Raw genomic sequence first — 19,560 nt, forward strand, 5'->3', positions numbered from 1 at the left:
CCCCGTCCTCCAGCGCGGTGAGCAGCTCGGCGTCGGACAGCGACCAGACTGTCGCCTGCGTCAGGGCGTCCACGCCGGTGGCGACCGCGTCCAGCCCGGCGAGCAGCGGATGCTCCCGGACCGGGTCGGTGGCGCTGGCGGTGGCGGTGGCGCTCTGCATAGATCAACGATAGCCCGGAATGCCCCCAGAGTCGAACATTTGTTCGCGTAGGGTGCGCACATCGGCGCGGTCGGCCCACGCTACATCGCCGTTCCCGCCGCTGGCCGACACCGCCGCTGGCCGACACCGGTATCGGAATCCGGATGGCAATGCTCGGGCCGGTTGCCGAGCTTCGCCGGATGGAGCGGAACTGGCAGGATTTCATGGAATACCTGTTGATTCCCATCGTCAGTGGGTGGACGGTGAGCTGCCTGGGCGGACGAAGCGCCGAACTAAACTAAAGGTGGAAGGCGAAGCATGAACGAGGCCGTAACCGATGGGCTCGCCGATCGGGTGGCCGGCGCAATCGTCGCCTTCGCCTGCGGGGACGCGGCCGGAGTGCCGTGGGAAGGATGCGCTCCCGAGGCGGTGGACCCCGCCCGGATAGCCGCCATCCCCACGGGTCGCGGCTGGCCGGCTGGCTCGACATCCGACGACACCGCGCTGACACTGCTCGTCGCCGAACATCTGATCGACTCCGGCGGGCAGGGCGAGGCGGTGGAGTTCGCCCGGCGGCTGAGCGACCGTGCCGAGGGGATACGCGGCCTCGGCCCGTCCACCCGGGCCGCGATCAGCCGGTTCCGGCGCACCGGCCAACTGCCGGACGCAGGCAACACCAATGGCGGCCCCATGCGCGTTCTGCCGGTCGGCTGGTCCACCCCGCCCCGGGCCGCCGAACCGCGCCGCAGGTCGGCACTCGAACTGACCCGGGCCACCCACGCCGGCCGGGAAGCCCAGGCGGCGGCGCTGGTCGCCGCGTCGTGCGCGTCCTGGTCGCTGGCTGTCGAACAGCCGCGGCAGCTGATCGACATCGCTGTTACCGAGGCTGAGGCGAGCACGGGCCGGCTCGGTGCGGACAGCTCACTGCCCCAGCTGCTGCGCGCGGTGGCCGCTGGTGCGTGGTCCCCGCCAAGGAGCGGCATCGGCCTCGATCCCTACGAGACCGTGACCGCCGTTCTGCACTGCGTGCACACCGCCACATCCCTGCCCGACGGCATCGCCCGCGCCGTTCTTCTCGGCGGCGACACCGACACGGTCGCCGCGCTCACTGCTGGCCTGCTCGGCGCCTGGCACAGCGCTGCCGAGGTCCGTGGGACGCTCCCGTGGAGCACCCGCGTTCTCCTGCCGCCACCCGACACGATCACTCGTCTCGCGGCCGGGCTCGCCGCGTTGCGCCAGCGTGGCCCTACCCGTTCATAGCGTGTTGCTGTCGTGACGTTTTTAGTCAACGCTGTTGACGGCACGTCGCCCATTTTTGACCTTACGGAAAAGTACCGTCGATATGACGCACCGTGATGAAATCCAGTAGGCGAAATCCGGTGGCCGAGCCCGTCGTGGCTCGTCATCCCGCGGCTGGCCGGTCTGTCCCGGCCGCAGTGTAGCGCAGCGCGGGCGCCCGGGATTCGTCCGGGCCACACAACGGCGTGGCCTCCAGCGGACAGCGGCGGAGGGTGACGGCGGGCGCCCGCGTGGGGGCCGGCCGTCGGATGGTGAGGAAGGCGAGCAGGCCGCCGGTCACGCACATCCCCGCTGTGATCGACATAGCGGTGTGGAAGCCGGCTACCAACTTGTCGGGGTTGTGGTAGACGCTTGTCGAGATGCCCGCGACGACGGGCAGCGCGGCCACGGCAACGAGACCGGCCGCGCGGGAGACGTCGTTGTTGACCGCGGAGGCCACCCCCGCGTGTGCGTCGCTGGCGGCGGCGAGGACCGTGGATGTCAGCGGTGCCACCGTCAGCGACAGCCCCAGCCCGAACACGGTCATCGCCGGCAGTACCGTGCCGATGTACGTGCTGGTGACGTCGACCCGGGTGAGCAGCGCCAGGCCGGTGCCGGCGACGATGGGGCCGACGGTCATGGGCAGGCGGGGCCCGATGCGCTGGGCCAGGCGCCCGGCTCTGGCCGACAGGGTGAGCATCAGGATCGTGACCGGGAGCAGGGCCGCGCCAGCCTCGATCGGAGAGAACCCGACGGCGTTCTGCAGGACGACCGGAAGCAGGAAGATCGAGCCTCCCAGCGCGGCGTAGACGACGAACGTCACCAGATTGGCGGCGCTGAACTGGCGGGAGGAAAAGATCTCCAGCGGCAGCATCGGATGGGGGCTGCGCCTTTCCACCACGACCATCGCCACCAGGGCCGCCACCCCGCCGACACCGGTCACGAGCACGGTCAGAGATCCCCAGCCCAGGCTGCTGCCTTCGGTGAGCGCATAGATCACGCCGGCCAGGCCCAGCGCGGCCAGGGCGGCCCCGGGCAGGTCGAGCCCGGTGGCGGGACGGGGATTGCGGGTTTCCGGCACATGGCGCAGCGCCACCCAGACCACGACGGCGCCGAGGGGCAGATTGATCAGAAAGATCAGCCGCCAGGAGACCGCCTGGACCAGCCATCCCCCGAGGAAGGGGCCGATCGCGATGGCGACGCCACCCAGGCCCGACCAGGCGCCGATGGCCGCCGAGCGGTCCTCGGGACGAAAGCTCGCTTCGATGATCGCGAGGCTGCCAGGGGCCAGCAGGGCGCCGCCGACCCCCTGCAGCGCCCGGGCCGCGATCAACAGGCCGGCCGTGGGTGCGGCCGCGCACAGCATGGAGGCGGCGGCGAACCACAGCACGCCGATGAGGAACACCCTGCGGCGGCCGTAGCTGTCGCCGAGTGAACCGCCGAGCAGCAGGAAGCCCGCGAGGGTGAGCGTGTAGGCGTTGACCGTCCACTGTAGCCCCGACAGGCCGGTCCCGAGGTCGGCGCCGATCCGGGGGAGGGTGATGTTGACGACGGTGGCGTCGAGCGCGGCGATGCTCGACCCGAGCACGGTGGCGAGCAGCACCCAGCGTCCGGCCGGCGAAGCGTAGCGAAGGTTGGTATCCGTAGCCCTATTCTCCAGCACATCGACGCGGCTGGCCACTGGACAGCCGGCCACTGGACAACGGGCGTTTGAACGGGCGGCGGCTGTTTGGGCAACCGCGGTGCCACAGCCAATCAAGCGATAGCGGCCAGAACGCGAATCTTGACCATCGGCGCTTGCGGGAGCCAGCATGGCGCGTGTCCTTCGCGAGTACCGCTTTCGGCTGACTACACCGCCGGTTCTTCGCACCGAACGGAGCTGCACGTGGACCTCGCCGGCACTGGGCGCACCGCCACAACCGCGGTGGAAGACATCACCGGGGTTCAGCACGCTGTTATTGACGCTTTTACCCCCGGCTGGCGGCACGACCCCTACCGAAGCTATGACATTCTGCGGGCGGCCGGCCCGTTTGTCCCGGGGCCGCTCGGCCCGTCGCTCGTTCCCGGCTATGCCGAATGCGACGCGATACTGCAGAATCCGGCCTGGAGCCACGCTGAGGAGTCCGAGCTGCTCCACCCGGACAGTGACGTGGAGCTGCCGGGATCATTTCTCTGGATGGAGCCCCCGGACCACACGCGGCTGCGGGGGCTGGTGAGCAAGGCGTTCACCCCCCGCCGGATCGAGGGGATGCGCGGGCACGCCGAGCAGGTCGTGGCGAGCCTGCTCGAGCGGGCGTTGGCCGACGGCGAGGTGGACCTGGTCGAGGCGCTGGCCTACCCGTTGCCGTTGACGATGGTGTGCGAGCTGCTCGGCGTGCCCGCGAGCGAGCACGGCGCCATCCGCCGGATGTCGGCCGGTATTGCCCGCGGGCTCGATCCCGACGCCCTGATGTCCCCGGCCGAGCTCGCGAACCGGACAGCCGCCGTGGGGGAGTTCCTGGATTTCTTCGGCGCGCTGGTCGCGGACCGCCGGGCCCGGCCCCGCCAGGACCTCATCAGCGCGCTTGCGCAGGTCGAGGCCGAGGACGACCGCCTGACAGCCGCGGAAATGCTCGGCACCCTGCTCGTGCTGGTCGTCGCCGGGCACGAGACCACGGTCAACCTCATCAGCAACGGGATACTCGCGCTGATCCGGCATCCCGACCAGTTCGAGCTCCTGCGCCAGACGCCGGGCCTCGCGCTGCCGGCAGTGGACGAGATGCTGCGTTATGACGCTCCCGCGCAGCTGACGACCCGCACGGCCCGCCAGGAGATCACCCTTTCCGGGCACACGTTCGCTCCCGGGGACAGCCTCATCCTGATGCTCGGCTCCGCGAACCGGGACCCGGACGCCTTCACCGACCCCGACCGCCTGGATCTGACCCGATACGCCCGGCGGGCGCGGGTGAACCGCCATCTGGCCTTCGGGCTTGGGCTGCACTACTGCATCGGTGCGTCGTTGGTACGGCTCGAAGTGGAGGTCGCGCTGCGTGCCATCGCGCGGCGGGTATCCGCGATCACGCTGCTTGCCGATCCACCCCCGTACCGCCCGAACCTCGTGGTCCGTGGCATGTCGGAACTTCCCGTGCGCCTGACCGCGTCCACCTGACCGCGTCCGCCTGAGTACGGCCCACACCGTGTTCGGCTCGGATGGGCCGCCCGAACGACAAGGAGCAGGGCTGACAATGACGACGCTGAGTCCCAGTCCGGTCGAGTTCGACGCATTCGATCCCGCCAGCCGCGCCGATCCCTATCCGAGCTACCAGCGGGTCCGGGCAGCAGCCGGGCTGTCGTCGCTCCTCCTCCAGGGAGTCCCGGTCGCGCTGGTCGGCCGGTACGACGACTGCGCGGCGATCCTGCAGAGCCAGGACTGGGGCCACGGCCACGAGGATGGTCTGAGCCCCTTCTGGGACCAGGCGGCCGCCCTGCCGGGGTCCTTCATCCGGATGGATCCCCCGGACCACCGTCGGCTGCGTCGACTGGTCAACAAGGCGTTCAGCGCGCGCATGGTCGCGGGTCTCGCGCCGATGATCGACGAACTGGTGGGCCGGCTGGTCGACGCGGCACTCGACGCCGGTGAGATCGACGTCATCCGGGACCTGTCGGGGCCGTTGGCGGTCACCATGGTCGCTGGCCGGCTGCTCGGCGTCCCCGAGAGTGACCGGCCGGCGCTGCGGGCCTGGGAGCTGGCGATCGCCCGTGGCACCGACCCGGACGGCCTGCTCTCACCCCAGGACGTCGCCGCTCGGAGCAAGGCCGGCCAGGAGGTTGTCGCCTACCTGCACGCCCTGATCGCCGAGCGGCGGGCGCGTCCCACCGACGACCTGCTGAGCATGCTTGTCGGGGTGGAGGAAGCCGGTGAGGTCCTCACCGCGGCCGAGGTGCTCGGTATCTGTGTGCTGCTGCTGGTCGCGGGTATGGAGACGAGCATCAACCTCATCGGTAACGGCATGATCGCCCTGCTGCGCAACCCCGGCCAGCTCGCGCTGCTGCGTGAGCGGCCGGAGCTGACCCCGGCGGCCGTCGAGGAGATGCTCCGGTACGACACGCCGACCCAGTTCACCATGCGGGTCGCGCTCACCGAGACGACCGTTGGCGAGCGCACCTTCGCCCGCGGTGACGGTGTCATTGTCCTGATGGCTTCCGCAGGTCGGGACCAGGCCGTCTACACCGATCCCGACCGTTTCGACATCACCCGGTACGCGGCTTCCCCGGCTCCGCGCCGCCACCTCGGCTTCAGCCTCGGGCTGCACTACTGCCTGGGCGCGCCCCTGGCCCGGATGGAGGCCGAAACCGCGATCCGCACGCTCATCCAGCGGGCTCCCGCACTGTCTTTGGCCACCGACACGCTCACCTATCTGCCCAGCCTCATCCACCGCGGGGTGGCATCGCTCCCGCTCAGCTTTGCCACCGACTGACTGTCCCGTGGCGCTACCGCTGAGGAGATGTGATCGCGAAACCGGAACCCGGCGCGAAGGTCGTCACCGTCGGTGGAATGGCCTTGAGCTGGTCGATCGCCGCGCATGCCGGGCACTGCGCATAGCCGGCCTGGCGTTCCCGGTTGGCCTCGGCGTCCGCGCGGGCCTGCGCCACCCTTGCCTGCGCCTCGGTGACAGCGGCGAAGGCGGCCTGTGCCTTGTTCACGGCATCCTGGATCTGCTGCGGCAGCGTGATGCGCACCAGGTTGAATTTCAGGTCGACAAGGAAGGGCGCGCTCAGCGTTTCGACGAGGTCCCGAGCGAGCGATTCATTGATTGCGGTCTGTACCTTCGCGAGGTTGGCGTTGTTCGACCCCGCGGCCACGGCCGGCAGCGCGCCGGTGCCGGTGCTCTGGTTCGCGCCGAGCTGGACGAGCGCGCAGCTGGAGACGAGCTCGGCACAGTCGAAAGTGTTCACCTGCTGCCGCAGGGCGTTGTCAATCACCGGCCGGATGATGGTGTCGAGAAAAGCCGACCAGCCCTTGTCACCCTCGTACGCGGCGTAGTAGTCGTTGCTGGCCAGCCTGCGGAACTTGCGGGTGCCGAACTTGTCGTCGAACGTGCGGATTGTGTCGTGGTCGAGGTTGAGGGTGAAGTAGAGAGTTCCCTCGATGCCCATCTCGACGCCGTCCTTGGACGGCACCCGTACCACGTCCTCGCCCGTGCGGTCACCGCGGTTGGGGTCGGCGGTGATCGTGTAGAAACGCTGCTGGGCGGGATACTTGTGGGCGTCGGAATACAGCCCGATCCAGGTCCGTGCCGAGGCGGGGTCGAGGATCTGCCTGATCCGGTGGTTGTCGAGCGGACCGCCGTTGCGTATCACCGCAATCTCTCCGCCGGTGGTCTTGTCGAACGAGCCGAGCGCGCTGAGGCCCAGCACGAGCAGAGAGACGGTGACGATACCTGCGGTAAGGAAAGCGATAATCCTGACGAAGATCCTCCCCCGTGCGTCCATTCGTGCCATCGGCGCCGTCCCCCGATCATGGTTGTGTAGGTATGGGAGCCAACGCCACCGCCACGCCCGACAGCCCCACCGATGCTAGCCGAAAACGTCTGCTTTATGCCGGAATTATGCGACGGTGGGATGAGTCCCGCGGGTGTGGGCGGTGATCAGTGCGAGGGATATCTTCGTTCGGAGGGCCCGATGAGCCGGGGCGGTTACGGGGCCGCAAAGGCGCAGCGCGGTCCCGCGGCCTTCGTCAACCGGAGGTCCAGCGTGGCGAGCTTCGCGTCCAGCGACTCGGCGAGTGCCACGTACCAGCCGTCGTAGGCGGTGACATTCTCCCGTAGCTCCCACACCCTTGTGGCGAACGGCTCGTAGGCGAACAGCTCGACCCGCAGGCTCAACAGGTCCGCATGGGCCAGGGCCGCGGTGTCCGCCGTGATCTCGCCGGCCATGACAGCTCGCCGCAGCACATTGGCGGCCTCCACCGGCATGAGGTGGGGCGCGGCCAGGTCATCGGTGGCGAGCAGGTGGTCCGCCCAGGTTCCCACGTGGCCGCTGTCGACGAGTGCCGTGACCACGAAACCGGAGTCGATGACGAGGGTCACCGGCGGTCGGCGTCACGGTGGCCGAGGATCGACTCCGCCGACAGCCGGCTGCCGACGCGCTGCTTGCGATCACGGACCCGTGCAAGCAGCACCTCCGCGTCCGGCCGCCGGGCCAGTTCGATCAACTGAGAACGCACGTACTCCTGCAGTGAGCGACCGCTGAGCGCAGCCCGTGAGGCAAGCTCGTCGCGAGTCTCGTCGGGCACGTCCCGAATGGTGATCGCAGTGGCCATAGCAGCACTATGCTGCTAACAGCAGCCAATGGCAAGCGAGCGGTATGTGACCATCGACTGCGGCGGTGGTCAGTCGGTCGGGGCCTGCGGTGGCCGTCCGTGCTGGAGGTATACGGTCCGGCCCGTGCGCAGGGCGTGCATGCAGGCACGGATGCGCCGGGCCATGTACGGGGCGAGGAACTGGTCGTATTCGTCGGGGGCGCACAGCCGCCAGGCGGTGAGCTCGTCCGTCTGCAGGCACAGACTGCGTCCGGCGTCGTGTGCCGTGAGCGGTCCGCCGTCGAACAGGAAGTTGACCAGCGCCGGCCTGCCGTCCTCCTGAGGCGGTACCCAGTCGACTCCTACCAGCCGTCCAGGGTGGACATCCAGCCCGAGTTCTTCCTTGATTTCCCGCCGTGCGGTGTCCCACGGGTACTCACCCGGATCCATGTGGCCGCCGGGGATGAGCCAGGTGTCGTCGCGGTACGACGGCTGGACGAGCAGGACCCGGCCGTCGGGATCGTGAAAGAGGGCCGCGGCCCCCGCGATCGAGTGGGGGAGCGTCGCGTAGAACTCGGCCGGTGGCAGTCGTCCGCTGGTCATGCCCTATGACCCTAGTTGCCCCATGACCATTGGGCCGCCGGTGGTGGGAGCCCCGGATCCTGAAACCGGATTACGTCGTGCGGGCGTCGTTCTGTCCGGCACGACGAAGTTCGATGCGCCGGATCTTGCCGGTGAGGGTCTTCGGCAGGCTGTCGACGAAATCGATCAGACGTGGGTAGGCGTAGGCGCTGAGCCTGTCACGGACATGCTGTTGTATCCCCCTGGCCAGCTCCGCCGAGGGCTCGTGACCGTCGGCGAGCACGACGAAGGCCTTGACAACGTGGCCTCGGCGTTCGTCCGGGACGCCGATCACGGCAGCCTCGGCGACCGCCGGATGCTCCAGGCAGGCGGACTCCACCTCGAACGGCCCGATCCGGTAGCCGGCTGCGATGATCAGGTCGTCGGCGCGCCCTTCGAACCAGAAGTAGCCGTCCTCGTCGAGGCTGGCCGCGTCACCGGTGTGGAACCACTCGCCGCCGAACACACGCTCGGTGTCGTCCGGGCGGTTCCAGTATCCGAGCGGGTAGTGCGGGTTGGAGCCTGACTCCAGGCAGATCTCGCCACGTTCACCCGGGCCCACCGGACGCCCGTTCTCGTCGAGGATCGCCACCTTCCAGCCGGGCAGCGGTTTGCCCATGGAGCCGTCCCGAACATCCATGAACGGGTAGTTACCGACCATCGGATAGCTCTCGGTCATCCCGTAGTAGTCGAGGACGGTGACGCCGTACTGCTCTCGGAACCAGCGGATCGCCTCCGGGTTGAGCGGCTCGCCGGCGGAGCACACGATGCGCAACCGTTGGGGATAACGCGTGCCGGCGTCGGCGATGCTCATCATCGACCGCATCGCCGTCGGCGTGGTGAACACGTTCGTCACCTCGTGCCGGGCGAGGAAGCCCAGTTGCCTGTGCGGGTCGAAACCGCCTTCGCGCTGGTAGACGCACTGCACCGCACCCAGGCGCCAGGGGCCCAGCAGCGGGGCGATGCCGGCTGCCCACGCCCATTCACCCATGCCGTGAAAACGTTCACCGTCGCGCACGTCGTGGCAGTGGACGAACTCGTTGTGGGCAAGGAGGTAGCGGTGCGCATGCACGATGCCCTTGGCCACGCCGGTCGTGCCGGAGGTGTAATACAGCTGCGCCGGGTCGTCCGCGTGCGTGTCCACCGTCTCGTGTTCGGTGGGGTGGCCGGTGAGCAGGCCGTTGTCCAGGATGAGGACACGCACGCCCATCCCGGCGAAGCGGGGTGCGTTGGCCCTGTTGGTGATGAGCACGGCGGCCTGCGCATCCGTGAGCCGGTGGCGGATCCCGTCGTCGCCGTAAAGAACGCTCATCGACAGCAGGAGCGCGCCGAGCTTCCAGACACCGAAGAACACCCCGGCGGTTTCCGGCGATGGGGGCAGGACCACGGCCACGCGGTCCGTGCGTGCGACCCCTGCCGCGGTGAGGGCGTGCGCTGCCTGAGCCGCGAGGTCCTGCAGCTCGCCCCAGGACACATCGGCGCGGTATCCGTCGAAACGTTCGTAGACCATCGCCAGCTTGCCGCGGGGATGTCTGTCGCAGACGTCGGCCGCGATGTTGTAACGCTCGGGAACGTCCCAGCGGTGCTCGGCACACGCCTGCGCGTACGACATCCGAAAGGTACCGGCCATGGATGTGTCTCCCTCGGTTGACGATGTGCCAGCGTCCAGGTAGCCGACCTTGACCGGTACGGTTCTGAGGATGCCCATGAGTGTGCCACGGTGTGTACTGGCCGGAGCCCGGGTGGTGACTCCGGAAGGTGTCCTGGATCCAGGCTGGGTCGAGGTTGACGGAGGGCGCATCGCCGGGGTCGGCGCTGGCAGGCCAGCGGGCCGGGCTGGACAGCCGGTCGTCGATCTTGGCGGTGCCTGGTTGTTGCCGGGGTTCATCGATCTGCACGTGCACGGTGGTGGTGGTCACGACGTCGCCACCTCAGCGGCGGAGATGGCCGCGGCGGTGGCGTTCCACCGCGCGCACGGCACCACCCGCACGCTCGTGTCGCTGGTGACCGCGCCTGCCGACATGCTCGCGGAGCAGCTGTCATGGGCTGCCGGCCTGGCCGGGCGCGGTGCGTGCGCTGACGGCCATGTGGTCGGGGCACATCTGGAGGGGCCGTTCCTCTCGGCCGCGCGCTGTGGTGCGCAGGCCCCGGAACATCTGCTCGCCCCGGATCGGGTGGTGTTCGCCAGCTTGGTCCGGGCGGCCGGGGGCGCGCTGCGGGCCATCACGGTCGCGCCCGAGCTGCCCGCCGCCCTCGACATCATCACCGATGCCGTGGCGGGCGGGATCGTGGCCGCCATCGGGCACACCGACGCCACCTACGAGCAGGCAGCCGCCGCGTTCGCGGCCGGCGCGAGCCTGACCACTCATCTGTTCAACGCCATGCGGCCGCTGCATCATCGGGAGCCTGGCCCGGTCGGAGCCGCCCTCGATGCCGGCGTCGCCTGCGAGCTGATCAATGACGGTGTCCATGTGCACCCGTCCGTCGCGCGGATGACCGCCCGCGATCGGCACCGGCTCGTCCTGGTCACCGACGCCATTGATGCGGCTGGCGTCGGTGACGGTGACTACGTCCTCGGTGGGCAGGCGGTACGGGTACGCGGTGGCCAAGCGCGGCTCGCGCGTTCGGGCGTGCTTGCGGGCAGCACGCTCACGATGGACGAGGCGGTGCGCCGCACGGTCGTCGACACGGGCCTGTCGGTCGAGGTGGCCGCGGCCGCGGCGGCGACGAACCCGGCCCGTGTGCTCGGCCTGGCCGACAGGTGCGGAGCGATCGCCGCCGGGCTGGACGCCGACCTCGTGGTCCTCGACGCTGGTTTTCGCCTCGTCCGGGTCATGGCCCACGGGGTGTGGTCGCAGCCCCGTGGTTTCGTGCCCCGCGATTCCACCGGCCCCGCGGCGGCGGACGGCGCTCCGGTCATGGATTGACGCAGGTCACGTCCTTGGATGCGAAACCACTACCTCCGGTCACCTTGTTGGACGCGCAGTCAATTTTGTTGTTTGTCGTTTTCGGATTGTGAATCCAGAAACCGACGCCGGTGGCTCCGCCGAGGTCCACGATATTGTCGGCGAAGACGTTTCCGTCGCCGGAGCCCAGTGACTCACCGTTGGTTGTGATCACGTGGGTCTGGAAGCCGTCCTTGAGTGCCGACGGCCCGCTTACCGTACCCCTGTTACCGGTAATCATATAGTTGTTGCCTTTCACGTCTACCCAGGAGTCCGCCCAGCTCCCCGACATGCCGACCGCGTCGAAGGAGTTGTTCTGGATCACGCCGCCGGTCGTGCCCTCCTTGATGTCGATGTTCTCGGCACCGGTGTGACGGATGGTGTTTCCGATCACCTGGTTGTAGTCGGACGTGTCCGGCTTGCCACCTGTGTAACGACCCCAGTTGGAGACGGCGGAGCCCAGGTAGATGCCCTCGCCGAAGCTGGGGGTCTTTACCCCCGTGTTTTCCACCAGGCAGTTGGTCACCACGTTGTAGCTGGAAAAAGCCCGCAGGTGGATGCCTTCCTGCCCGACGTCGTGAACGTACAGACCGTCGATCGTCACATGGCTGGAACCGTCGAGCACCACGCCCTTGGTCGCTTCCGTCACGGTGAACCCCTGGAGCTTCCAGTAGCTTGCTCCCAGGAGGTTCAGGCCGTAACCTCCGCCCGCGCCACCGCCGTCGAGTACGGCGTTACGGGATCCACGCAGTGTGATGGGTGCGGCTTCGGTGCCAGAGACCCGGATGTTGAATCGCCCCGGGCTCGTCGGGGTACCACTAGGCTTGCTCTTGGCATTGTAGTCTTTTGCGTCCTTGCCCGAGTAACGGCCATCGGCCATCGTGATGGTCATTCCGGGGTGTGCGGTGTTGAGCGCGTCTATCAGGCTCATGACATTGGTCACCGTCACCTCCGTTCCAGGCGCGACTGGGTCCAGCGCCGGCGCGGCCGGCACGGGCGGCGAGGACTGTGACTGGGAGCCGTCTTCCTGGTCCGGGCCCGGTGCCGCCGAGGGCGTGGCCGTCCCGCCGGCTGTGCCTTCGCCTATCCGGAAGGTCGCCCGGGAACGGTGTGTCCGCCGGGACTGGTCCCCGTCCTTCTCGTAGGTCTCCGCGATCAGCGAGTGCTTGCCCTCGCCCAGGCCAGCCACCTTCACAACTCCAGGATTCACCGTGGTGAGGGATTTCCCGTCAAGCGTGAAGCGGATGTCCGCTCCGTCATCTGTGCCCGCGAGCCCCGCGTAGAAGGTCGAAGCGGCAGGAAGGGCCTGGTTGTCGAGGCTTTTCACGTCGGTCGACAGGTCGCCGGAACCGGAGAACACCAGCTGCGCTTCCCCCGCGGATGGCTGGGCGGGGAGCTGGGTGGTTGGCTGGGCGGGGTTCCGGCATGCGGTTACCAAAAGTAGTATTGCTCCTACGAAGAGCAATGATGCGGATTGGGCCGTCCGCTGGACCAAGCTCCCGCCCGTGAAAGCCGCGAACATACACGTCCCTCGCATCTCGATGTGTTGAGGCAGGGAGAGTATAGGTGTTCCATGCGGTGGGCGATCGCATCCCTCAATGGGATACTTCTTTAAGTTATCTCCATTGCGGCGCGTCGGTTCATGGCGGAGGTGTCGCGGGTGCGCTGGATGGACGTTCGGGATCGGTGGCGACGCCGGGATGCCGGGGCTACGATCCACCGATTGCCGCTCAGGGAAAGATCATTCAAGGGTTGCGGGAGCTGATTGTACCAGCGCCGGTCGCGATCAGCCTCCGCCGCCGCTGTCGGCGGCATCCGCTGGAGAGCCGACGATTGTTTCGACGTGGCCGACGATGTGCTCAGGGGGTTTCATCGGTGTTCGTTCAATGACAGATTCCAAACTGCTGCCTTCGATGCGCTGGACGCGTCGGATGTGCCTGCCACGCTGATAGCCGCACCGATGCCCGTCGATGTGTACATTCTGATATCGGGTGTTTCCGTCGGTATGATGATGTCCTGCCGTTGACAGTCCCGCAGCTGCTCGTCACAGAGCCAGACAACCGGCCGGCGCCTGCCGGGGGTGTCGAGGATCGACCCGCCGGCAAGAACACGGCGGTCCGCCGCGGCAGCCAGGAGCGTGACGACCGCGTCGGCGGGCAGGCCGGTTTGAACGTCCTGCCAGCTTCGCCCGTCCGCCGACCGCCGGAAGTGGGCTGACGTACCTGCTCCCTCCGGCTCCTGACCCACCGCGAGCAGCACGCCGCCGGGCAGGAGCACGACCCGGTCGAATATCTGGGTGCCTGGCCCCCCGGCTCCGGTCACCGTTTCCCGCTGCCAGGCCCGGCCGTCGGTGGAGCGCCACACGGCGCCGTCCCCGTCACGATCGGTACCGCGGTCGATGCCGACGGCCAGCAGCCCGCCGGCCACCGCCACCACATCGCGCAGCTGCCCCGGGCTGCCGGTGAGATCGCCACCGACCACCCGCCAGGCCCGCCCGTCCGGGGAGTCCCAGGCTGTCGGCACGGCCTGGGACGGTCCCGAGCCCGCCGGCGCTGTCCACCCGACCGCCGCGAGCCGGCCACCGACGCTGGCGACGCCGGTGATCGCGCCCGGCCCGGCACCGGCAGGGGAAGTGATCGCGGCAGGGCTTTCAGTTGGCAGGGCTTTCAGGCGGTGGACGGCGGCGTCGGCTGCCTGGCGGAGCTCCCCGCGGAGGGCTGGGCGGGAGAAGGGTGCCCACCGCTGGTCGCCGGGCCTGGCGTTGTCGTGGCCTTCGGCGCCGACGCGCACGTACCCGGTGAGCATTCCTGCAGGACGTACGGTGTGCCCTGCGGGGACTGGCCCGGTGGCCAGGCGATGTTCGTCGCCGACAACAAGATCGCCCCCGCCGGTGGCGGCGGTTTTATGGACGGAGGCGGGAGAGGCGGAATCTGGTGCACCGACGACCGGTTCGTCGTCCCCGCACCCGCGACGGTCCGCCGGCCGTCGCTGCCGGTGCCCGCCGAACCGCTGTCGGGCACACCTGGCGCCGGATCCGCGGAACTCACCTCGGGCGGCGGTGTCCCCGTGGCCGCCGGAACCGTCGCATCACCGACCGGCGGTGCCGTCGTCACCGGCGCGGAAGCTATCGGTGTCCGCACGGGCCCGCGGGCGGTCTTCGGGTGCGGCGAACAGCCCGCGAGCAGAACCAGCGTGCCCACAGCCGCCAACCCGACGCCGACAGCAGATCGCGCTCCGGATACCGGAGAGCGCAACTTTTCCCCTGGCCTGGGACGAGTCATGTGAATCAGCATATTGAATGTAAAGTCCGGTGGTGCACACGATGCCACCGGGTGGCCGGTGGGCCGGGTAGGCCCCTGGCAGGCGGGATCCCCACAGGACGATCCCGCCCCGGTCGGTGGCGGGGCCTGAAACAACTGTGATCGTTACGTGGTTCTGGAGCTGACTGACATGTCCGGGGGCAGGGGCGGTTCCGCGGGTAGGCGCGGTTCTGAGGGCGGCGGCGGTTCTGAGAACGGGGGGCCCGAGGAGGCTCCGGACGACGATCCGTTCGCTGGGCTGGTCCTCGACGCTGACTTCATTGCCGGGGCGAGGACCTATGAGGCGCCCGCCCGGACCCGTGCGGCGCTCGCCCGTTTCGGGGCCAAGACCGATCTGGGGCGGTCGTGGTCACCGCATCCGCGGTCCGGGTTCCGCCGTGCGGCGTCGTCCCGGCGCCGGAGGTTCGTCGCGGCCGTAACCGGGCTCGTCCTCCTGCTTACGGCTGGCTATGCCGTCGTCCGGTCGGGGAGCTGGCCGTCGGCCCACTCCAGCGCCGCCCGGACGGGGCGAACGCCGACGCCGACGGCGAGCCCGAGCCCCGACGTGATCGCACTCAACAGGCTCTCGTACGCCCGCGGGCGTTGCTACACATGGAACCAGGACATCACGTACCCGGACGTGGACGAGGTGCCGTGCGCACATCCACATCTTTTCGAGGCGATCAGGAGGACGAGCGTCGCCTCCGGTTATCCCGCCGGTAGCGCGTACCCAGCCGACGCACAGTGGCCTGAAATTACGGATCGTTACTGCGGGCAGGTCGCGCGCGACTTCCTCGGCTATCCGCTCGACCCGTACGGCCGGTTCGACATCGGGCCGCTCGTCCCCACCCGGTCCGGCTGGGAGATGGGTGACCGCGATCTGGTGTGCGGGCTGGCCGCCGCTCATCATGACCCGAACCGGTTTGCCCTCTTCACCGGTGTGGTCGAAGGCGCGGACCAGGCGTGGGTCTATCCGGCCGGAACATGCCTGCAACTGACGGCGACCGAGACCAAGGGCCAGGTTCCGTGCGCCGTGCCGCACCAGGCCGAAGTCACCGGAGGGACCACCATGCCGGGCGCCGCGAACAGCGAGCCCCCGTCCGAGGCTGCCTTCGATGAGCTGATGGGCTCACGCTGCGAAGTGGCGGCCAGACGGTACCTGGGACGGCCGTTCCAGGAGACCTCGACCATGCGGGTCGGCTGGCTGCACCTTGCCGCCGAAAGCTGGCGTGCCGGCACCCGCACCGCGACCTGCATGATCTACTTCTTCGACGCGTCGGGCCAGCCCGCCGCGATCACCGGCGCACTGTCGCATGCCGGCGGGGCCGTCACGGCCTCGCTGCGGTCGCCGTCACCCCGGCCCGAATCCACACGACAGGGTCCCGCGGCCCCGGTATGAGCACGAGGCCGGCACGTACGGCCGTCGCACTCTGCCGCAGGCTCAGCGATACTTACGATCAGCTATACGACGTGGGAGTAGCCTGATCTGGACTCGTGCTGCTGACATGTGACTGATTTCCTGGGGCCGCGACCAACGGGGATGGCTGGATGCGGGATGCGTCGATACAGTCACAGAGCCCGCCGGGACGCCGTGAGCCGGCCCCTGCGGTCGTCGCTCGCCGCTCCTACGAGAGAGTGTCGCGTTTCCGGCCTCCTCACGATGACAGGACCGGAGCCTGGCATCGTGGGTGCGATACTGCGCGTATGAGGCGACAGCTGATGGCAGGCCGGCTCGCCGAGCGACAGCCGCCGCGGCTGGGTGTCGGACTTCTACGTCGAGTTCGACTGAGCTGTCGTCCGCACGACGGGGACCACCAAGAGATCTACCGCAAGAGCCAGAAATCGCCGGATCGGCGGCGATCATTGACGCGCCTGTGCCGTGATCGGCGCTGGTTTGTTGTTGTGTACGCTTTTCGGCCCGCTGGGCGTACACAGCAACAAACTAACGCCGATCTTGCAATGGTAAACGCATGGTCGCCGTTCATCTGATCGGCGATCAGTCGTCACGGCCTGTCGCGGTGAGCAGGCCTTCGTAGGTGCGGCGGCGTGGCGGGTGGGCTGCGAGCCGATTTTCGCTGAGCCGGCGTGGCTGATTGGTTGCGCTACGAGGCGGGAAGGTGCATAGTAACCCAGGAACGGAGTCGCTGTATGATCATCGGATGGGTCTCGAGTGTCTCGATGCGGTCGCGAAGAATCTCCGGATCGACGAGTCGTTCGTGAACAAGGGCATCGGCGAACGCGAAGTCCTTCGCTCGTCCAGCTACCAGCTTGGACACCACACAGTCATGCGGGTCCAGGCAGTGTCCTCGTCCCGGTGCTGTATTCGGTGTTTCCACGATAATTATGCGTTCACGCCATCCTTCGGGCAGTACGGCTGTCGAGACACTGACGCCCTGGGCGTAGTAGCCGAATGTTTCATGAAAGGGTGAAAGTTCGCCGATCGCACCGTCGACCAGATCCGCCTTCGTCTCGTCGACATCGTCGAAGAAGGCGATGTCGACCTCGATCGATGCTGTCGCTTCTTCTGGCAGTCGGTCCTCGGGAATAGCCCCGAGAACCGACTGACTGCCGATGACGAGAATCTCGGGATCAGCGGCGATGCTTGACGCTGCCCGGAGTACGTGCTCGAGTTGTTCGCGTCTCACGCGGTGCGCTCGCGGTGCCACCAGGAACGGAATGCGGCCAGTGCCGCCTGTCGTTCCTGCTCGGACAACACACCGGCGAACGGCGAGTTCTGCCGAAGCTCAACAGCCTGTGGCGACCGCGACACCAGCACGTCGAAGACGGCTTCGATCCCCGCGTCCAGCGCTGTCTGCCACTGGCTGAGCCAGCGTGCCGCCATGCCGGTCGGATGCACCCGCTGTAGTTTCTCCAGGTTCGCTCGTGCCTTGTTCAAGGTCCCGTCGGGGTCGAGCGCCAATCGGCCCGCCACTGCGCGGTGCAACCACAACCCGCGTACCTGGTCACGGGTCAGCGTGCCGCCGGCGAAGGCCTCGACGTCGGCACGGCGAAGTCGCCGATGGCTGCCCACCGTCTCGAACGGCACTATCCCGCGTCGACATAGATCAACCACGTGTTGACGGGACGTACCCAGCAGCATCGCGGCCTGCCCAGTGGTCAGCCACGCCTGTCCGGCCGTCACCATGCTCACGAGCACCATGATCTCTTCTATCCCCAAAAAACGCAAACTAATCTTTGTTCCCGCAGTACTACCCGCTGGTGACCAGGTCTTCGCAGGTGCGGTGCGGTGCGGTACGGGCGCAGGTGGCGGCGGCGCGGTTGCTGGCGCCTTGGGCTCGGCTCGCGCCGGGTGGGGTGCGACCGGCCGGGTGGGTCAGGCGCGCAGGATGGTGACCGGGCGGTCGGACGGGGTGACGGCATGCTGGAAGGTGATGCGGTCGGTGATGGCCGTGGCGTCGGGTCGGCGGTCGAACACCACGAGGACGCCGGTGTCGAGGCCCAGTCGGTTCAGGTAGCCGTCGAGCTGCGTGAGGCCCCTGGTGAGTGGGTCGGGCTCGCCCTTACGCCATACCTTGAGTTCGATCGCTTCCCGCTGCCAGCGGCGCTTACCGTCTGAGGACCGGTAGGGCCAGCGGACGAGTAGGTCGATGCGTCCCCGTCCGATCCCATACTCCCGCTCAACGTGCCCGCCGCCGTTGACGACGCGCTGCAGGTAACCCATGAGCACCAGTTGTGGGGCGACCTCGTGGTAGACCATCCCGGCGGTGAGTACCTCGCCGTGTTCGCGCCAGAACTCGGCGAACTCGCGCAGCAGCATGCCGATGTCGAACCGCCCGTCCGGGAGCACGAAGTTGCGTGGGTCGGCGACGACGTTCGCCTCCACGTTGGCCCCGAGCACCCGGGCGATGACCTCGTGGTAGATCGGATTGGCGATGCGCAGGGGGTGGGTCGACGCGACCAGACCGAGGTCGCGTACGTACTGCAGGTCGTCGTCGTACGGGTCGAGCTGCGCGAGCGTGCCAGCCATGATTGGCTCGACGACCCGGCGTACCCGTGGCTCGACGAGCCGGGCGGCCAGCGAGTCGAGGTGGGTGGCGCGTTCGAGGATGAGCCGCTCCTTGGCCGTTTCCACGTGATCCAGAGTGATTCGTTCCGTGGCGGGAATCGCGAGTTCCTCGACGATCTCCCGGGCGAGCGCGTTGACCAACCACGGCTGCCCGGCGGTCAGCTCGATCGCCCGGTCCACCGCCTCCGGTGCGAACTGCTGACCAGTCTCGGTGGTGTGCTGCCCATAGAGCTCGCGCACCTCCTCGGGCGAGAAGTCCCCGACCCGCAGGGACTTGACCTTGATATTGAAGGGACTTGCTGTACCCAGCCGGTTTGGGTCGCCACCGGAGGCGACTTTGTAGTCCCGTACGTCCCGCAGCCCGCACAGCGCCACCGACGCCGGGAACCCGTCCGGGCGCTCGTTGTAACCGGCCCGGAGCTGGCGCAAAACGCTGATCAGGCTCTGGCCGCGCAGGGCGTCGATCTCGTCGAAGAACAACACCAGCGGCCGTGGGCAGCTACGTGCCCACGCCGCGAGCGCTGTCGTCAGCAGGTCGGCATCTGGTGCATCCGGCCATTGCGGCGGCCGAAGCTCGGGCGTCAAAGCAGCCTCGGCTCGCCGGCTTACCTCGTGAAGGAGGCCACGCTGCGCGGCGCCGTAGTCGTCGCCGGCGGCCTCGCCGAGCTCACAGGAGAAGTGCAGCGCCGCGTAGTCGCCCATGGCGGTCAGCTCCTCCGCCAGCGCCCGCAATGCGGTCGTCTTCCCGGTCTGGCGGGGCGCGTGGACTACGAAATAACCCAGTTGCTCCACCAGGCCGGGTGCCTCCGGCAGCCGCCGCGATGCCGGGATCATGTAGTGGAACGCGGGCAGGCACGGCCCCGCTGTGTTGAACCAACGTCCCATGGATCAGTACCTTCCGGCGGCACGCGGCAACGGTTGTCACCTGACAGCCTACGGGGCGTGGTGTTCCCGCCCAGATGCCGGAATGG

General features: G+C 68.3%; 17 protein-coding genes. 6 read left to right on the plus strand and 11 right to left on the minus strand.

Features of this window, described 5'->3' with window-relative positions; translation table 11 throughout:
* Positions 1 to 457 precede the first annotated feature (457 nt).
* Positions 458 to 1,399 carry an ADP-ribosylglycohydrolase family protein gene (locus MJ797_RS11335; protein ID WP_239334287.1) on the plus strand — a complete coding sequence of 314 codons (942 nt, stop codon included), beginning with the start codon at positions 458 to 460 and terminating at the stop codon, positions 1,397 to 1,399.
* 142 nt (positions 1,400 to 1,541) lie between these two features.
* Here the strand turns inward: MJ797_RS11335 and MJ797_RS11340 are convergent, their stop codons facing one another.
* Positions 1,542 to 3,098 (minus strand): MFS transporter, encoded by a 1,557-nt coding sequence (locus MJ797_RS11340; protein ID WP_239334288.1) that lies wholly within the window; start codon positions 3,096 to 3,098, stop codon positions 1,542 to 1,544.
* 204 nt (positions 3,099 to 3,302) lie between these two features.
* Here MJ797_RS11340 and MJ797_RS11345 point away from each other — a divergent pair, with 204 nt between their 5' ends.
* Entirely contained in the window at positions 3,303 to 4,565 is a 1,263-nt protein-coding gene (locus MJ797_RS11345; protein ID WP_374581987.1) for a cytochrome P450, read from the plus strand.
* A 76-nt stretch (positions 4,566 to 4,641) separates the two neighbouring features.
* Positions 4,642 to 5,874 (plus strand): cytochrome P450, encoded by a 1,233-nt coding sequence (locus MJ797_RS11350; RefSeq protein WP_239334289.1) that lies wholly within the window; start codon positions 4,642 to 4,644, stop codon positions 5,872 to 5,874.
* Positions 5,875 to 5,887: 13 nt separating this feature from the next.
* Here the strand turns inward: MJ797_RS11350 and MJ797_RS11355 are convergent, their stop codons facing one another.
* The 5 genes from MJ797_RS11355 to MJ797_RS11375 form a co-directional block, all read right to left on the minus strand.
* Positions 5,888 to 6,898, minus strand: coding sequence for an SPFH domain-containing protein (locus tag MJ797_RS11355; RefSeq protein WP_239334290.1), 1,011 nt, complete (start codon positions 6,896 to 6,898; stop codon positions 5,888 to 5,890).
* Positions 6,899 to 7,092: 194 nt separating this feature from the next.
* Entirely contained in the window at positions 7,093 to 7,485 is a 393-nt protein-coding gene (locus MJ797_RS11360) for a type II toxin-antitoxin system VapC family toxin (protein ID WP_239334291.1), read from the minus strand.
* Positions 7,482 to 7,718: a hypothetical protein gene (locus tag MJ797_RS11365; protein WP_239334292.1), complete on the minus strand. Its 237-nt coding sequence runs from the start codon at positions 7,716 to 7,718 to the stop codon at positions 7,482 to 7,484. The genes MJ797_RS11360 and MJ797_RS11365 overlap by 4 nt, the downstream gene beginning before the upstream one ends.
* A 69-nt stretch (positions 7,719 to 7,787) precedes the next feature.
* Positions 7,788 to 8,300: an NUDIX hydrolase gene (locus tag MJ797_RS11370; protein WP_239334293.1), complete on the minus strand. Its 513-nt coding sequence runs from the start codon at positions 8,298 to 8,300 to the stop codon at positions 7,788 to 7,790.
* Between the two features lie 70 nt (positions 8,301 to 8,370).
* Complete coding sequence (locus MJ797_RS11375; protein WP_239334294.1) at positions 8,371 to 9,948, minus strand: acyl-CoA synthetase; 1,578 nt, start codon at positions 9,946 to 9,948, stop codon at positions 8,371 to 8,373.
* Positions 9,949 to 10,024: 76 nt separating this feature from the next.
* On the opposite strand from MJ797_RS11375, the gene nagA reads away from it, so the two are divergent.
* Positions 10,025 to 11,245, plus strand: coding sequence for an N-acetylglucosamine-6-phosphate deacetylase (gene nagA, locus MJ797_RS11380; RefSeq protein ID WP_239334295.1), 1,221 nt, complete (start codon positions 10,025 to 10,027; stop codon positions 11,243 to 11,245).
* Here nagA and MJ797_RS11385 read toward each other — a convergent pair.
* Positions 11,235 to 12,701: a right-handed parallel beta-helix repeat-containing protein gene (locus MJ797_RS11385; RefSeq protein ID WP_239334296.1), complete on the minus strand. Its 1,467-nt coding sequence runs from the start codon at positions 12,699 to 12,701 to the stop codon at positions 11,235 to 11,237. The genes nagA and MJ797_RS11385 overlap by 11 nt on opposite strands.
* 431 nt (positions 12,702 to 13,132) lie before the next feature.
* Positions 13,133 to 14,068 carry a hypothetical protein gene (locus tag MJ797_RS11390; protein ID WP_239334297.1) on the minus strand — a complete coding sequence of 312 codons (936 nt, stop codon included), beginning with the start codon at positions 14,066 to 14,068 and terminating at the stop codon, positions 13,133 to 13,135.
* A gap of 18 nt (positions 14,069 to 14,086) precedes the next feature.
* On the opposite strand from MJ797_RS11390, the gene MJ797_RS11395 reads away from it, so the two are divergent.
* Positions 14,087 to 14,548: a hypothetical protein gene (locus MJ797_RS11395; RefSeq protein ID WP_239334298.1), complete on the plus strand. Its 462-nt coding sequence runs from the start codon at positions 14,087 to 14,089 to the stop codon at positions 14,546 to 14,548.
* 165 nt (positions 14,549 to 14,713) lie between these two features.
* Positions 14,714 to 15,961 (plus strand): septum formation family protein, encoded by a 1,248-nt coding sequence (locus tag MJ797_RS11400; RefSeq protein ID WP_239334299.1) that lies wholly within the window; start codon positions 14,714 to 14,716, stop codon positions 15,959 to 15,961.
* Between the two features lie 703 nt (positions 15,962 to 16,664).
* On the opposite strand, the gene MJ797_RS11405 is transcribed toward MJ797_RS11400, so the two are convergent.
* The 3 genes from MJ797_RS11405 to MJ797_RS11415 all read right to left on the minus strand — a co-directional run bounded on the left by MJ797_RS11405 (position 16,665) and on the right by MJ797_RS11415 (position 19,474).
* Entirely contained in the window at positions 16,665 to 17,207 is a 543-nt protein-coding gene (locus tag MJ797_RS11405; RefSeq protein WP_239334300.1) for a DUF6036 family nucleotidyltransferase, read from the minus strand.
* Positions 17,204 to 17,722 carry an excisionase family DNA-binding protein gene (locus MJ797_RS11410; protein WP_239334301.1) on the minus strand — a complete coding sequence of 173 codons (519 nt, stop codon included), beginning with the start codon at positions 17,720 to 17,722 and terminating at the stop codon, positions 17,204 to 17,206. The genes MJ797_RS11405 and MJ797_RS11410 overlap by 4 nt, the downstream gene beginning before the upstream one ends.
* A gap of 174 nt (positions 17,723 to 17,896) precedes the next feature.
* The gene (locus tag MJ797_RS11415; RefSeq protein WP_239334302.1) at positions 17,897 to 19,474 is read right to left on the minus strand and encodes an ATP-binding protein; all 1,578 of its coding nucleotides are present in this window, start codon (positions 19,472 to 19,474) and stop codon (positions 17,897 to 17,899) included.
* Between the last annotated feature and the right edge of the window lie 86 nt (positions 19,475 to 19,560).

Origin of the sequence: Protofrankia sp. CiP3 (genome assembly GCF_917627345.1) — a bacterium.
GTDB lineage: Bacteria > Actinomycetota > Actinomycetes > Frankiales > Frankiaceae > Protofrankia.